At 66.4% G+C, this 12,995-nt stretch carries 13 protein-coding genes; 7 read left to right on the forward strand and 6 right to left on the reverse strand.

Features of this window, described 5'->3' with window-relative positions; genetic code table 11:
* The first annotated feature begins 721 nt into the window (after window positions 1-721).
* The 3 genes from ACLL81_RS01100 (at window position 722) to ACLL81_RS01110 (ending at window position 4,582) form a co-directional block, all read left to right on the forward strand.
* Window positions 722-3,496: an HAD-IC family P-type ATPase gene (locus ACLL81_RS01100; protein WP_411286503.1), complete on the forward strand. Its 2,775-nt coding sequence runs from the start codon at window positions 722-724 to the stop codon at window positions 3,494-3,496.
* Window positions 3,480-3,989: a cation transporting ATPase C-terminal domain-containing protein gene (locus ACLL81_RS01105; RefSeq protein ID WP_411286504.1), complete on the forward strand. Its 510-nt coding sequence runs from the start codon at window positions 3,480-3,482 to the stop codon at window positions 3,987-3,989. The genes ACLL81_RS01100 and ACLL81_RS01105 overlap by 17 nt, the downstream gene beginning before the upstream one ends.
* Before the next feature lie 86 nt (window positions 3,990-4,075).
* Window positions 4,076-4,582: a hypothetical protein gene (locus ACLL81_RS01110; RefSeq protein ID WP_411286505.1), complete on the forward strand. Its 507-nt coding sequence runs from the start codon at window positions 4,076-4,078 to the stop codon at window positions 4,580-4,582.
* 109 nt (window positions 4,583-4,691) lie between these two features.
* Here the strand turns inward: ACLL81_RS01110 and ACLL81_RS01115 are convergent, their stop codons facing one another.
* The 3 genes from ACLL81_RS01115 to ACLL81_RS01125 are packed head-to-tail and all read right to left on the reverse strand — an operon-like array spanning window position 4,692 to window position 7,010.
* Complete coding sequence (locus tag ACLL81_RS01115; protein ID WP_411286506.1) at window positions 4,692-5,864, reverse strand: acetate/propionate family kinase; 1,173 nt, start codon at window positions 5,862-5,864, stop codon at window positions 4,692-4,694.
* The gene (locus ACLL81_RS01120; protein ID WP_411286507.1) at window positions 5,861-6,829 is read right to left on the reverse strand and encodes a bifunctional enoyl-CoA hydratase/phosphate acetyltransferase; all 969 of its coding nucleotides are present in this window, start codon (window positions 6,827-6,829) and stop codon (window positions 5,861-5,863) included. The genes ACLL81_RS01115 and ACLL81_RS01120 overlap by 4 nt, the downstream gene beginning before the upstream one ends.
* On the reverse strand, window positions 6,810-7,010 hold the full coding sequence (locus tag ACLL81_RS01125; RefSeq protein ID WP_411286508.1) for a hypothetical protein: 201 nt from the start codon (window positions 7,008-7,010) through the stop codon (window positions 6,810-6,812). Before ACLL81_RS01125 ends, ACLL81_RS01120 begins: the two co-directional genes overlap by 20 nt.
* Window positions 7,011-7,415: 405 nt before the next feature.
* Between ACLL81_RS01125 and dusA the strand changes: the two genes are divergently transcribed.
* Complete coding sequence (gene dusA, locus ACLL81_RS01130) at window positions 7,416-8,450, forward strand: tRNA dihydrouridine(20/20a) synthase DusA (RefSeq protein WP_411286509.1); 1,035 nt, start codon at window positions 7,416-7,418, stop codon at window positions 8,448-8,450.
* Here dusA and ACLL81_RS01135 read toward each other — a convergent pair.
* Window positions 8,379-8,900, reverse strand: coding sequence for a TIGR02281 family clan AA aspartic protease (locus ACLL81_RS01135; RefSeq protein ID WP_411286510.1), 522 nt, complete (start codon window positions 8,898-8,900; stop codon window positions 8,379-8,381). The genes dusA and ACLL81_RS01135 overlap by 72 nt on opposite strands.
* A 67-nt stretch (window positions 8,901-8,967) precedes the next feature.
* Window positions 8,968-9,204 (reverse strand): DUF1289 domain-containing protein, encoded by a 237-nt coding sequence (locus ACLL81_RS01140; RefSeq protein ID WP_411286511.1) that lies wholly within the window; start codon window positions 9,202-9,204, stop codon window positions 8,968-8,970.
* Window positions 9,205-9,374: 170 nt separating this feature from the next.
* Between ACLL81_RS01140 and ACLL81_RS01145 the strand changes: the two genes are divergently transcribed.
* The gene (locus tag ACLL81_RS01145) at window positions 9,375-9,809 is read left to right on the forward strand and encodes a hypothetical protein (protein ID WP_411286512.1); all 435 of its coding nucleotides are present in this window, start codon (window positions 9,375-9,377) and stop codon (window positions 9,807-9,809) included.
* A gap of 64 nt (window positions 9,810-9,873) precedes the next feature.
* Window positions 9,874-11,346, forward strand: a complete 1,473-nt coding sequence (locus ACLL81_RS01150) for a phospholipase D-like domain-containing protein (protein WP_411286513.1) — start codon at window positions 9,874-9,876, stop codon at window positions 11,344-11,346.
* A gap of 148 nt (window positions 11,347-11,494) precedes the next feature.
* Here the strand turns inward: ACLL81_RS01150 and ACLL81_RS01155 are convergent, their stop codons facing one another.
* A complete protein-coding gene (locus tag ACLL81_RS01155; RefSeq protein ID WP_411286514.1) occupies window positions 11,495-12,226 on the reverse strand; it encodes an endonuclease/exonuclease/phosphatase family protein in 732 nt (243 codons plus the stop codon).
* A 186-nt stretch (window positions 12,227-12,412) separates the two neighbouring features.
* On the opposite strand from ACLL81_RS01155, the gene ACLL81_RS01160 reads away from it, so the two are divergent.
* The coding region (locus tag ACLL81_RS01160) for an acyl-CoA dehydrogenase family protein (RefSeq protein WP_411286515.1) at window positions 12,413-12,995 on the forward strand (583 nt) is incomplete at its 3' end.

Raw genomic sequence — 12,995 nt, forward strand, 5'->3', positions numbered from 1 at the left:
ACCTCGGCTCGGCGCTGGTCCGCGGCATGAGACACATGATGTACTGAAGGTCGGCCTCATTGTTGCCACGACGACGCCGATCTTCCGGCATTGCCGCTTGATATTCACGTTGTCCGGACGACGCTGACGGTTTCTCTTTTCAGATCGACGTCCGGCGCGAAACGAACGAACGCCCAAGCCTGCTTCTGCGGCGCCTCATCCGCCATAGTCCCACCCGAAGCCCACCAGAGCGGGTCGTTTGCCGCCTTCGGCAGAATATCGCCGACAATCCGTTCGATCGCGCGAAAGCTCAGTCGTACTTCTGGTTGGTGCTGGCGCCGCCAATAGCCAGCTTTACGTCGGGTCTCCTGATGACGCGCACGTCGCTGGAACAGGCGCTCGAAGCGACGCTGGGATGCCGTCGACTCGGCTATTGACGATCGTCAGCGGGCTTTAAAAATGCGCAAAAACATCTTCTGGCGATTTTGGTCCGAAAGCGCCGTCCAAAGCGTTAGGGATCAGTTCCGGCCGAGCGTACCGCAGGCGATGCGCTGAAGGCGCTGATGGAAAGCAAACCTGTCTACATCCGCGCGTGGGGTCGTCATGCACGAAATCCGCGACTGGCGATGGCGGCGATCCGATAGGCAAGAAGTCGTAGGGCCTGTGCGGATCGATTGTATCACCGCCGATGCGCTTCGTGTCGACACGCCTAGCCTGGATTGGGAATCATGAGGGTTATCCGATGAACGAACGCCCCCACGCCACGCTGACATCGGACGCGGCCCGGCCGGACCGGGCGCCTGACTGGCACGCCTTCAACCTGGCCGAGGTTTTCACGACACTGGGCACGGGCGCCGAAGGGCTCGAAGCGGCAGAAGCCGCGCGCAGGCTGGCGGAGAACGGCCCGAACGAATTGCCCGCGCCGCCGCGCGCGCACCCGGTGCTGCGGCTTCTGCGGCATTTCAACAATGTGCTGATCTATTTCCTGCTGGCGGCGGCGACTGCGGCGGGTGCCTTGGGTCATTACGTCGACATGGCGGTCATTGTCGCAATCGTTCTGATCAACGCGATTGTCGGCTTCGTGCAGGAAGGCAAGGCGGAAACCGCGCTTGACGCGATCCGCGACATGATCGCACCACACGCCACGGTCTTGCGCAGCGGCACCCGCCGCAAGATTGACGCGCGCGAGATCGTGACCGGCGATATCGTGGTGCTGGAGGCTGGCGACAAGACCCCCGCCGATCTGCGCCTGACCCGGGCGCGCAGCCTCTTGATCGACGAGGCGATCCTGACCGGGGAATCGCTGCCCGCGGACAAGATCGAGGACCCGGTTGCCACCGATGCAGTGCTGGGCGACCGGTTCTCGATGGCATACTCGGGCACCCTGATCGCAACCGGGCAGGGCATCGGCGTTGTGGTGGCAACCGGGTCCCACACCGAGATTGGCCGGATATCGACTCTGATCGGGCAGGTGGAAACACTGACGACGCCGATGTTGGTGCAGATTAACCGCTTTGGCCGTCAGATCACCTGGTTCGCCCTCGGGCTGGCGGCGCTGATCTTTGGCTTTGCGACGCTGGTGCGCGATTATCCATGGTCAGACGCGTTGATGGTGGTGGTGGCGCTGGCGGTGGGTGTGGTGCCCGAGGGGCTGCCCGCCGTGATCTCGATCACGCTGGCCATCGGCGTGCGACGCATGGCGCGGCGCAAGGCGCTGGTGCGCCGTCTGCCGGCGGTTGAGACACTGGGCGCCACATCGGTCATCTGCTCGGACAAGACTGGAACGCTGACCCGTAACGAGATGACCGCCCGACGCATAATCACGGCTCAGGGCGAATATTTGATGGAAGGCGCCGGCTATGCGACGACCGGCAGGATTGATGCCGCAGATGGCGATGCGACACGCGGTTCCGACGCCGCCCAAACCGATCTGGTCCGCGCCGCCTTGCTATGCAACGACGCGGACTTGCTGGATCGCGAGGGGTGCTGGAGCGTGCATGGCGACCCGATGGAAGGAGCGCTGGTGGCGTTGGCGATGAAAGCCGGACTGCATCCCGAGACCGAGCGCGAAGCCTGGGCGCGGCGCGATGAGATACCCTTCGACGCGCAGCACCGCTTCATGTCAACGCTGCATTCCACTCCCGCCGGCGGTGCCTGGATTGCCGTGAAGGGTGCCCCGGAGCGGGTGTTGGAAATGTGCAGGGTGCAGGCCGGAGGCACGGACACCGCTGTAGATCCGGCCTTCTGGCACGCGCGTATCGCTGGTGCAGCAGGCAATGGCGAGCGGGTGCTGGGCTTCGCAGCGATGACAGCTGCCCCGGACATGGAACGACTGTCGTTTGATGGGCTTGGCAGCGGTCTGGTGTTTCTGGGCATCGTCGGGTTCATCGACCCGCCCCGCGACGAAGCGATCGCGGCGATTGCCGATTGCCGGTCTGCCGGCGTCTCGGTCAAGATGATCACAGGCGATCATGCCGACACAGCGGCCGCCATCGCCGGGCAGCTTGCCTTGGCCGATAATCCTCAGGTGGTCACCGGGGCGGAACTCGACGCGGTTTCGGACGACGGGCTGCGCAAGTTGGCACAAGGCGTCAGCGTTTTTGCCCGCACCAGTCCCGAGCACAAGCTGCGCATCGTGCGCGCCTTGCAGGCCAATGGCGATGTCGTCGCGATGACCGGTGACGGGGTCAATGACGCGCCGTCGTTGAAACAGGCCGATATCGGCATCGCGATGGGCCGCAAGGGCACCGAGGCCGCCAAGGAGGCGGCGCAGATGGTGCTGCTCGACGACAATTTCGCCTCGATCGTCGCCGCCGTGCAGGAAGGCCGCACGGTCTATGACAACATCCGCAAGGTAATCGCCTGGACCCTGCCTACCAATGGTGGGCAGACGCTCTCTGTCGTGCTGGCGATCCTTCTGGGGCTGGCTTTGCCGATGACGCCGGTGCAGATCCTGTGGATCAACACGATCACCGGGGTCACGCTCGCGCTGGTGCTGGCGTTTGAGCCGACGGAATCCAACGTGATGCAGCGCGTGCCCCGTCCGCGCGCCGCGCCGCTGCTGTCTGGCTTTGTGCTGCGGCGAATCGGCATCGTATCGGTGCTGTTCATGATCGGCATCTTTGGCATCTTTGAGTATGCGATGCAGCGCGGTCTTGGCGAGGCTGTCGCGCGGACCCTGGTGGTGAACACCGTGGTGATGATGCAGATCTTCTATCTATTTAACGTGCGCTATCTGCACATGACCTCGTTCAGCATCCGGGGCGTGCTTGGCACCCGCGCCGTGCTGGCTGCCGTTGGCATCGTAGTCGCGGGGCAGCTTACCTTCACCTATGCGCCGTTCATGCAGGTGCTGTTTGGCAGTGCAGCGATCTCCCTCCTCGACGGGGCCATCGTCCTTGCCATCGGCATTGTCCTCCTGGTGGTGCTGGAAATCGAGAAGGCCCTGATGCACCACTTTGGAGCACTGAGGCCTGGTCTGGCAGGTCGAGTTGGAGTGGATGATCTTGCTGGGTAAGAAACCGGCGTGTTTTGGGCGTTCAGTCAGCCTCCCGCCGGATCCTTTGCCGTCGCTGGCGCTGCTCGGGCAGGCGCTACTGGGGCTGGCTCTCCTGCATGGAGGCGGCGTCTTGGTCGGGGTGTTCTCCTTCCATCTCTGGTCGCAGAGCCACTCGCCGGAGGCGGAAGCTCGCGGTGCGACGTTCCTGGCCCTGGTGGTTGGAAATCTGGTTCTGGCTCTGGCCGATGCATCGTCGACGGGCGGGCGGCTGTTTGCGCCCCATCGCAAGATCTACTGGATCATCTCCGCAGTTGCGGGCGTCGTGCTCATAGCGGTGCTGGCGGTTCCGCTTTTGGCCGACCTCTTCAAGGTGACCCCGCCCGACCTGCCGTTGCTGTGTCTGGCGCTTGCCGTCGCGGGTCTGAGCGGAGGCTGGTTTCGTGTGGCCAGGAGCCTGCATGGCCTGTCGCGGCGCGGCTGGGCGAAAGCCACCCGCCTCGCGCCGTCATGACCTCCGGAAGGCTGCCCTCCAAGCGGCAGGCCAGGCGCTCATGCCTCCGCGGCCAGCAACATATTGACGGCCCGATCGAAGTCCGGGTGGAGCGGATCGGGCAACTCTTCCACACACTTGATCCGCTTCCGTTTCGAGAGCGGGACCTGGACGCGGGCGTCGAAGAATATGTGGTGGGATGGGCGGGCGAGATCGCCAGAAATCATCCGATCTCAATTGTGATCCGTATGCCTGCCGCCGAGGCGCAACGGGACGAAGCGCGGCATATCGAGGAGGCCGTTCGGAACTACTTTGCCTACCGGGCCGACGTCCTCGGCTGGGACCTGCGCGACCTGTTCCGCGCCGGCCGCGCCTCGCTGGCGATCGGCGTCGCGGTTCTCGCGGCCTGTATCGTCGTCGGCAAAGCTGCTGAGGGCTTCCTGGGCGCCGGCTATGTGGGCCGTTTCTTTGACGAGGGGCTGATCATCCTGGGATGGGTGGCCAACTGGCGGCCTGTTGAGATTTTCCTCTACGACTGGTGGCCTCTCGTCCGGCGCCGTCGGCTCTACCGACGACTGTCCAGGGTTCCGGTCGGGATTGTCCCTGACGAATAGCTGCACGCCGACTGGCTCGGAGAGACAGGGTCTTAGCCTTCACGTCAGCTCTCGGGGTAAAAAAGGGGAGGGACAGGCCTCGGTCAGGCGCCCACCCGCAGTGACCGGCTCAGCGTCGCATCAGTCCGGCCGTACCCTCGGCGATCACCATCTGTTCGTCCGTCGGGATCACGAGCACCCTGACGGAACTGTCAGCGCGGCTGATCTGCCGGTCGGCGGCGAGGTTGGCCTCCGGATTCAACCGCACCCCCAACCACGCGCAAAGCTCGGCGATGCGATGGCGGATAGGCGCCGCATTTTCGCCGACACCGGCCGTAAACACCAAGGTGTCCAAGCCGCCCAGCGCCGCCGTCAGCGAGCCAATCTCACGGGCGATCCGATAGACATAGACCTCGATCGCCTGCTTCGCGTTAGGTTCTGCGCTGGCCAGTAAGGTCACCATGTCGCCGCTCAGGCCGGACAACCCAAGCAGCCCGGAGCGATTGTAGAGCATGTCGGTGACCTCCGTGACGGACATGGCCCGATCCTGGATCAGATGAAGCACGACGCCAGGATCCAGGGAACCGGAGCGCGTGCTCATCGGTGGGCCTTCGAGGGCGGAAAATCCCATAGTGGTGGCAATGCTGCGGCCCCGGTTCAGGGCGCAAAGCGAAACGCCGCTTCCCAAGTGCAAGACGATGCAGCGCCCGCCAGCCTCTGGCCCTTCCTGGGCGCGAAGAACGCCTGAGATGTAGTCGTAGGAAAGGCCGTGGAAGCCATAGGCGATGACGCCCTGCTCGATCAGGTCCCGGGGCAGGGCATAGAGGCGCGCGACCTCGGGCTGCTGAGCGTGAAACGCGGTGTCGAAGACACCGACCTGCAGCGCGCCTGGCAGGTGGCGCACGGCGATCTCGACCCCCCGCAGATTGAACGGTTGGTGCAGCGGCGCCAGCGAGGCGAGGTCGGCCAGTCGAGCCGTAACCGCTCCAGTCAACACGGTCGGTCTCAGGAAGTCGCGGCCGCCGTGGACGATGCGGTGTCCGACGGCGATGACTCCGTCCGTCCAACCCTGGTCGGCCAGCCAGGTGTAGACCGCCGCCAGGGCCTCTTCCGGTCCGGATGCGTCGGGCCAGGCTTTGTCGACCAGGACAGCGCCGTTCGCGGCTGCCCGCAGCCGCGCGGCGCCACCAATTCCGGCCACTTGTCCCGAGAGCAGCAGGGGTAGTCCGGGCGTCCCCTCATAGACGCCGAACTTCAGGCTGGAGGAACCGGCGTTCAGGGTCAGCAGACGAGGTGGCGTCACCGGACGTACTTGCTGGGCGCATGCTGCCGCACGAGGATCGCCAGGGCGCATGAGGCCAGGCGAGACGCCTCAGGGTCCGAGCGGCTCGTGAGGATGATGGGAACCCGAGCCCCCATCACGATCCCAGCAGACTGGGCGTGCGACAGGTAGAAGAGTTGCTTGGCGAGTATGTTGCCGGACTCGATATCCGGGACGATGAGGATGTCAGCGCGGCCGGCCACCTCCGAAACAATCCCCTTGGCCGCCGCGGATTCGACCGAGATCGCGTTGTCGAACGCCAATGGGCCGTCCAACACGCCGCCGACGATCTGGCCGCGGTCGGCCATCTTGCAGAGCGCAGCGGCGTCGAGCGTCGAGATCATCTTTGGATTGACCGTCTCGACCGCGGACAGGATGGCGACCTTTGGCACGGCTATGCCCATCGCCAGGGCGCAGTCGATAGCGTTCTGGACGATGTCTCGCTTGGTGGTCAGGTCCGGGGCGATGTTCAGCGCCGCGTCGCTGACCAGTAGCGGCCGGGGATGGCCAGGTACATCAAGGACGAAGACATGGCTCATGCGCCGCTCAGTCCGCAGCCCCGAATCACCGGCCACCACAGCCTCCAAGAGCTCGTCGGTATGCAGCGCGCCCTTCATGATCGCCTGCGCCTCGCCGCTCGCCGCCAGCTCGCAGGCCTTCGCGGCCGCCTCGTGACTGTGCGCCACGTCGATCAGGCGATAGGGGGCGATGTCCAGCCCGGCGGCCAGGGCCGCCGCCTCGACGCGAGCTTTGGGGCCGATCAGAATAGGCAGAATGAGCCGCTGCACCGCCGCAGCCACCGCCCCGCCCAACGAAAGGGCGTCCACAGGATGAACGACTGCCGCTGCAAGGGCCTGTGGCGACTCCGCCATTCGCATCAGCCTTAGCAACTGAGAGCCCATTGGTGAGGCCGACGGCGCTGGGCGGTCAGATCGTGGCGTTGCCATTGGAATCCTTGCGCGCGAGATCGACCGGTTCCACCGTAGCTGCCAGCCCGTGGACCGCGGCTGCGTGGGGAGAGCACAAGCTTGATAGCGCCAATGTCCATGCTGAGCGTAACCCGCCCGGCGCCCTCTGCGGCACGGCCCCGCCGAACTTGATGGGCTGATCGCGGTTCAGATCGGTCATCGGCTTCTTGCCCAGTTCTCGCTTGAGCATCTAGAGGGTAGTCGACCTGGAGCGTCCAGGAGCCTTCCCGACCTCCTTCATACCGGCGATGTGAAGGTCGATCAGTTCGCCGAAGGTGTTCCGGCGAGCGATCCTGGAGGGTTGCGGCGTCGCGCCGCGGTCGACTTGGCGCTCTAAGTCGCTCGCCCACGGCCGGGCGTCTTCCGGCCGCACGAAGGTCTCACTGATGAAGCGGCCCTGCGGCGAACCTGAGCGCGCAATGAGCCCGAACTGAGCGTCGTGATGGTGGCCATCTTCGTGCGTGCTCCGTGTGCGCCCAACCGTCGAAAGGCCGCGAAAAACGTCGTGCGATAGCGTAAACCGGAGTGCAGACGCCGGGACTAACCCTCTGAAGATACGAGAAAAGTGAAGCAATTTCAATCGCATCGGCTGTCTGTCGCCCCGATGATGGACTGGACGGACCGGCACTGCCGGGTCCTGCATCGGACGCTCACGCGCCGGGCGATGCTCTATACCGAGATGCTGACCACGGGCGCGATCCTGCATGGCGACAGCGCCCGGCTGCTGGCGTTCGATCAGTCGGAGCACCCGGTGGCGCTTCAGCTCGGCGGGTCTGACCCCGCGGATCTGGTGGCGGCGGCGCGGATCGGCGAGGCGGAGGGCTACGACGAGATCAACCTCAACGTCGGCTGTCCCTCCGATCGGGTGCAGTCCGGGCGGTTCGGCGCCTGCCTGATGCGCGAGCCCGCCCTGGTGGCCGACTGCATGGCCGCCATCGGCGATGCGGTGAAGGTCCCGGCCACGGTGAAGTGCCGCATTGGCGTCGACGACCAGCACCCTGCGGAAAGCCTGTTCGAGCTGGTGGACCTCTGCGCCCAGGCCGGCGTGCGCCACTTCGTGGTGCATGCGCGGATGGCCTGGCTGAAGGGCCTGTCGCCGAAGCAGAACCGCGACGTGCCGCCGCTGGACTATCCCTTGGTCTGGCGGCTGAAGCGCGAGCGCCCGGATCTGACCATCGTCATCAACGGCGGCATCGGCTCGCTGGAAGAGGCTGAGACACATCTGACACATGTCGACGGGGTGATGCTGGGCCGGGCGGCCTATCACACCCCAGGATTGCTGGGCGAAGTGGACGCGCGGCTGTTCGGCGAGGCTGCCACGGTGGATGCCTTCGAGGCAGTGGGCGGCTACCGCGACTACGTGGGCCGCGAGCTGGCCCGCGGGACGCACCTAGCGGCGATGACCCGGCACATGCTTGGCCTGTTCCACGGGCAGCCGGGTGCTCGGACCTGGCGGCGGATCCTCACGGTGGAGGGTGTCAGGTCGGGAGCGGGCCTGGAAGTGATCGACCAGGCGCTGGCGGCGATCTCAGGGCTGCAGGACGAGAGCGAGCGGCGTGGCCTCGAAGCGCGACAGCCGGCCCAGGTAGCTCATGCCTAGAAGAGAGGTGTCGAGGCCCTTCTCGATCACCAGGGCGGTGACGTCGTCCAGGCGGGCGCCGGCCACGGACACCGAGGACAGCGTCACCGAGGCCGCGCGGGCCTGACCGCCGGCGGTGACCACCCGGTATCCGTACTTCAGGTCCTTGATCCGAAAGCCCAGGCGCTCGGCGTCGGCGGGGGTGAGCGCCACGGCGGTGGCCCCGGTGTCCACCAGGAACTTCACCGGCTGGCCGTTGACCTGGCCCAGCGCCCAGTAGTGGCCGTCGGCGCCCCGCGGCACCGCGGTCCCGGCGCGAGGACCTGGCGCAGACACATCCAAAAGCATAGGCGCCTCAGCGCGGGCGGCGCGCAGGGTCGGCGGCGTCAGGGCGACGACCGCGCCGGCGGTGGCGGAGGCCGACACCGCGGCCACCACGGCCACCATCGCGAACTTGGCGATCTCAGACACGACTCACCGCTCCACCGGTCCTTGCTTGGTGGAGCCTAGCGAACAGGCGTTTGCAAGCCGTGAACGGTCAGAAGAGGGCGAGTTTCTCGGGGCGTATGCGGCTGCGCCGCGCGGGCAACTCGGCGATGATTGTGTCGCGCTCAGCGTCCGTCAGCCGACCCCATCCGGCGACCTCCGACAGCAGCCGGTAGCAGCCCAGGCATAGGCTGGTCTCGCCATCCACCACGCAGACCTTGATGCAGGGTGTGCGGATCGGCTGGGGCGGGCGGGCCGTAGCGTCGAGCTTCGGTTCAGGCTGATCCATGGACGTTGTTTTGGCCGCGAGGACCACGTCTGACAAGCTTTTGTTGTGGAAAGTAAAAAGGATGTATAATTGCAGGAAGATGATCCATAAATACGGATTATTGCTGCCTATTCATTTGAGATCGTCAGCAGTCGAGAGGAGCTTAATTTCAGGTTTCCAGGGAGAACATCATGAAGTTCTCTGCACTCGCCCTCGCCGCCCTCGCCGCCACCTCCGCCTTCGCCGGCGACCGCGTCACCGGCGACCGCGTCACCGGCGTGGACTACCTGCGGGCCAACCGCTGCAAGGGCCTCGCCACCACCCTGGGCTCGGTGGACACCGCCGCCCTCGACACCTTCATCAAGGCCGAGGGCCGCTCGCGGCAGTCCCATGTGGTCGACCGCGGCCGGGCCGAGATGACCAAGGCCGCCCGGGAAGCCCGTCACGAGGAGCGCCGCAACCGGCTGGCCGCCGAGCTGAGCGGGCCCTGCATGGCCTACATCGGCGGCGGTGTGGACCTTGCCAAGCGCTACTCCAACACTCTCGCAACCTGGGCGCTTGCCCGGCGCGCCACCCAACCGGCCGGCGCGTTTTTCTTGGGGCGGGCCTTGAGTGAACTCACCTGAGCTGTAGGACTTCCCCGTCCGCGGCCGCACGCGCGGCCCGACAGCGAAGGACGTCCGAGCGCGCATGAAGGTGTTAGTCCCCGGCGAGACCTGTTGGCGCACCGCGCGGGCAGACCGCGCAGCCTTCCTGATCGACAACGAGGCCTATTTCTCAGCCGCCTTCGACGCCATCCAGAAGGCCCGCCGCTCAATCCTCCTGCTGGGCTGGGGGTTCGATCCGCGCACCCGGCTGTTCCCGGACGGCTACGACGGGCCGGACGACCCGGACGAAGTAGGCCGCATCCTGGTGGAGCTGGCCAGCGCGCGCCCGGAGCTGGACGTGCGGCTCTTGATCTGGAAGTCGGCCCTGCCGATCGCCGCCAGCCAGGAATTCTTCCCGCACAAGGCGCGCAAGTGGTTCAAGGACACGCCGGTCAAGTTCGTGCTGGACGACCAAGTGCCGTTCGGCGCCTGCCACCACCAGAAGGTGCTGGTGATCGACGACCGCGTGGCGATCAGCGGCGGCGGCGACATCTGCGTCGACCGCTGGGACACCCCTGGGCATCTGGACGACGACGAACGCCGGATCATGCCCAAGCAGGAGTGCCACGCCCCGCGGCACGAGGTGATGATGATGGTGGACGGGGCCGCCGCGAAGGCGCTGGGCGACCTGTTCCGTGACCGCTGGGCGCTGGCCACCAGGGAAACCCTGGCGCCGCCGCCGGACGCCGGCGGAGACCCCTGGCCCGAGCATGTGCCCGCAGCCCTGATCGATACCGACATCTCCATCGCCCGCACCGTGCCGCGCTGGCGCAAGCAGCCGACGGTGGAGGAGGTCCGCAAGCTGACCCTGGCCTCGATCGCCGACGCCAAGGACATCATCTACCTGGAGAACCAGTACTTCACGTCGCCGCTCTATGCCGAGGCCCTGGCGGCCCGGCTGAACGAGCCGGACGGACCGGAGGTGGTGCTGATCACCACCGGCCATGCGCCGAGCTGGTTTGACCGGGCGACCATGGACCGGGCCCGCGGCGCGATGATCTGGCGGCTCAAGGCGGCCGACATCTTCGGTCGGTTCCGGGTCTACTACCCGACGACGCCCAACGGGTCGGACGTGATCGTCCACTCCAAGACCTCGGTGTTTGACGACCGCATCGCCCGGGTGGGCTCGGCCAACCTCAACAACCGCTCGGGTGGCTTCGACACCGAGGTCGAGTTGGCGGTGGAGTGCGAAGACGAGGCGTCGCGGATGAGCATCGCCGCATTCCGCGACCGGCTGGTGGGCCACTTTATCGGCTATACCGGCGACGCCATCGCCAAGGCCCGCGCCGACCACGGCGGCCTGGCCGGCGCCATCGACGCCCTGAACCGCGATGGCCGCCTAGTCCCCATCGTGCCGGAGAAGCTGGGTAAGTTCGCCGAGTGGCTGGCCGCCTGCCACCTGGGCGACCCCTCCGACGTCAGCGATTCCTGGCGCGTGGGCCGGCGGCGCGAACGCCTCTACGCCCAGGCGCGCCGGCTGGTGAACAGCCTACGGAGCCGAGCCGCAGGGCGCTAGGCGCCCACGTCCCGAACTCCGGACCCCACTCGGCGCCGTCTGTCCTGCGGATCGGCGCGACAAGCGGACGCCCTGAGGTGGTCGAAATCCCTGGCTGCAAGCGGCAGAACCAGGGCGATGCCGGGCGACGGTCCCGCTCCGGGCTCGCTCAGACCACCTCGAAGTCCATCACCAGGGGCAGGTGGTCGGACGCCACCCGGGTCAGGGGATCGAAGGGGGCGAACACGTCGAGCACGCGGATGCCCTCGCTGACGAACAGGTGGTCGATGCGCAGGACCGGCAACTGCGAGGGAAAGGTGGAGGTCGGCGAGCTCCTGGGCGAGAGCCTGCGGGCGGGCTTCAGGCGCTGCGTCAGGGTGCGATAGACCACCGACGTCGCCGTGGCGTTGAAGTCGCCCAGCAGGATCGACGGGTCCTGGCACCGGGGATGCTCCATCCACGAGAGGCTGGCTAGCGCCTGGGCCTGGATCTGCTGCTCGCGCGGCACCAGCCCCAGGTGGGTGTTGACGATCTGCACGGTGCGTCCGTCGATGAACACCTCCACCCACACGGCGCCGCGGGGCTCTAGCTGGGCGATCCGCGGGTGGCCGGGCAGGGGCCCCACCTGGATCAGCCGCTCCGGATAGGCGGTGAGGATCGCATCGCCATAGAGCTCCTCCTCCACCCTCAGGGCGGCGTGGAAGTGGCACTTCATCTCAAGCTGCTCGGCGATCCGGTGCGCCTGGTCGACACCGCCGGTGCGCGCCCGGCCCACGTCCAGTTCCTGCAGGGCGACGATGTCGGGGTTCAGGGCGGCGATCACCGAGGCCACCCGGTCCACGTCCAGGCGCCGGTCGTTCCCCACGCAGCGGTGGACGTTGTAGGTAAGGATGCGCGGCATGGGCGGGGATGAGTGCCGAGGTTCTGGGGCGAAGGCAAGGCAACGGCTGGCGTGCCGGTTGGATTCGCAGCCTTGTGACGAGAGGAGTGACGTTTACGTCAACGTCATCTTCCCAACCTCCGGCCGCGCAGTTATGGTCGCAGCCTCGCCGATACGGTGTAAATCCGAGCGCCCTGGGAGACGACCATGAACCTCGACTTCACGCCCGAAGAGAACGCCTTCCGCGACGAGGTGCGCACCTTCATCGCCGAGAACTATCCGGCGTCTCTCCGCGAAGTGCAGGCCGGTGGCGCGCCGCTGGCGAAGGACGACTATCTCTCCTGGCACAAGGTGCTGGCCAGGAAGGGCTGGGTGGCGCCGTCGTGGCCGGTTGAGCACGGCGGGACAGGCTGGACGCCCACGCAGAAGTACATCTGGTCGGAGGAACTGGCGCGGGCCGACGCAATGCCGGTGCTGCCGTTCGGCGTCGCGATGCTGGCGCCGGTGATCTACACCTTCGGCACCGAGGAGCAGAAGAAGGAGTTCCTGCCGGGCATCTACAACGGCGACGTCTGGTGGTGCCAGGGCTACTCCGAGCCGGGCGCGGGCTCCGACCTCGCCTCGCTGAAGACCCGGGCCGAGCGGATCAAGGGCGACGACGGCCGCGAGTACTACATCGTCAACGGCCAGAAGACCTGGACGACCCTGGACCAGGAAGAAGCCCCAGTCGGCGAACTGGCCGAGCGTCGTCCAGGTCTTCTGGCCGGTGACGATGTAGTACTCCTTGCCG

Origin of the sequence: Phenylobacterium sp., assembly GCF_046590535.1 — a bacterium.
Taxonomy (GTDB): domain Bacteria; phylum Pseudomonadota; class Alphaproteobacteria; order Caulobacterales; family Caulobacteraceae; genus Phenylobacterium.

Coding starts and splice junctions, on each gene's coding strand:
- ACLL81_RS01120 (WP_411286507.1), bottom strand. CDS start 6,829: ATGGCAACGCCACGATCTGACCGCCCAGCGCCGTCGGCCTCACCAATG.
- ACLL81_RS01125 (WP_411286508.1), bottom strand. CDS start 7,010: ATGACCGATCTGAACCGCGATCAGCCCATCAAGTTCGGCGGGGCCGTG.
- ACLL81_RS01150 (WP_411286513.1), top strand. CDS start 9,874: ATGAAGGTGTTAGTCCCCGGCGAGACCTGTTGGCGCACCGCGCGGGCA.
- ACLL81_RS01155 (WP_411286514.1), bottom strand. CDS start 12,226: ATGCCGCGCATCCTTACCTACAACGTCCACCGCTGCGTGGGGAACGAC.
- ACLL81_RS01145 (WP_411286512.1), top strand. CDS start 9,375: ATGAAGTTCTCTGCACTCGCCCTCGCCGCCCTCGCCGCCACCTCCGCC.
- ACLL81_RS01100 (WP_411286503.1), top strand. CDS start 722: ATGAACGAACGCCCCCACGCCACGCTGACATCGGACGCGGCCCGGCCG.
- ACLL81_RS01140 (WP_411286511.1), bottom strand. CDS start 9,204: ATGGATCAGCCTGAACCGAAGCTCGACGCTACGGCCCGCCCGCCCCAG.
- ACLL81_RS01105 (WP_411286504.1), top strand. CDS start 3,480: ATGATCTTGCTGGGTAAGAAACCGGCGTGTTTTGGGCGTTCAGTCAGC.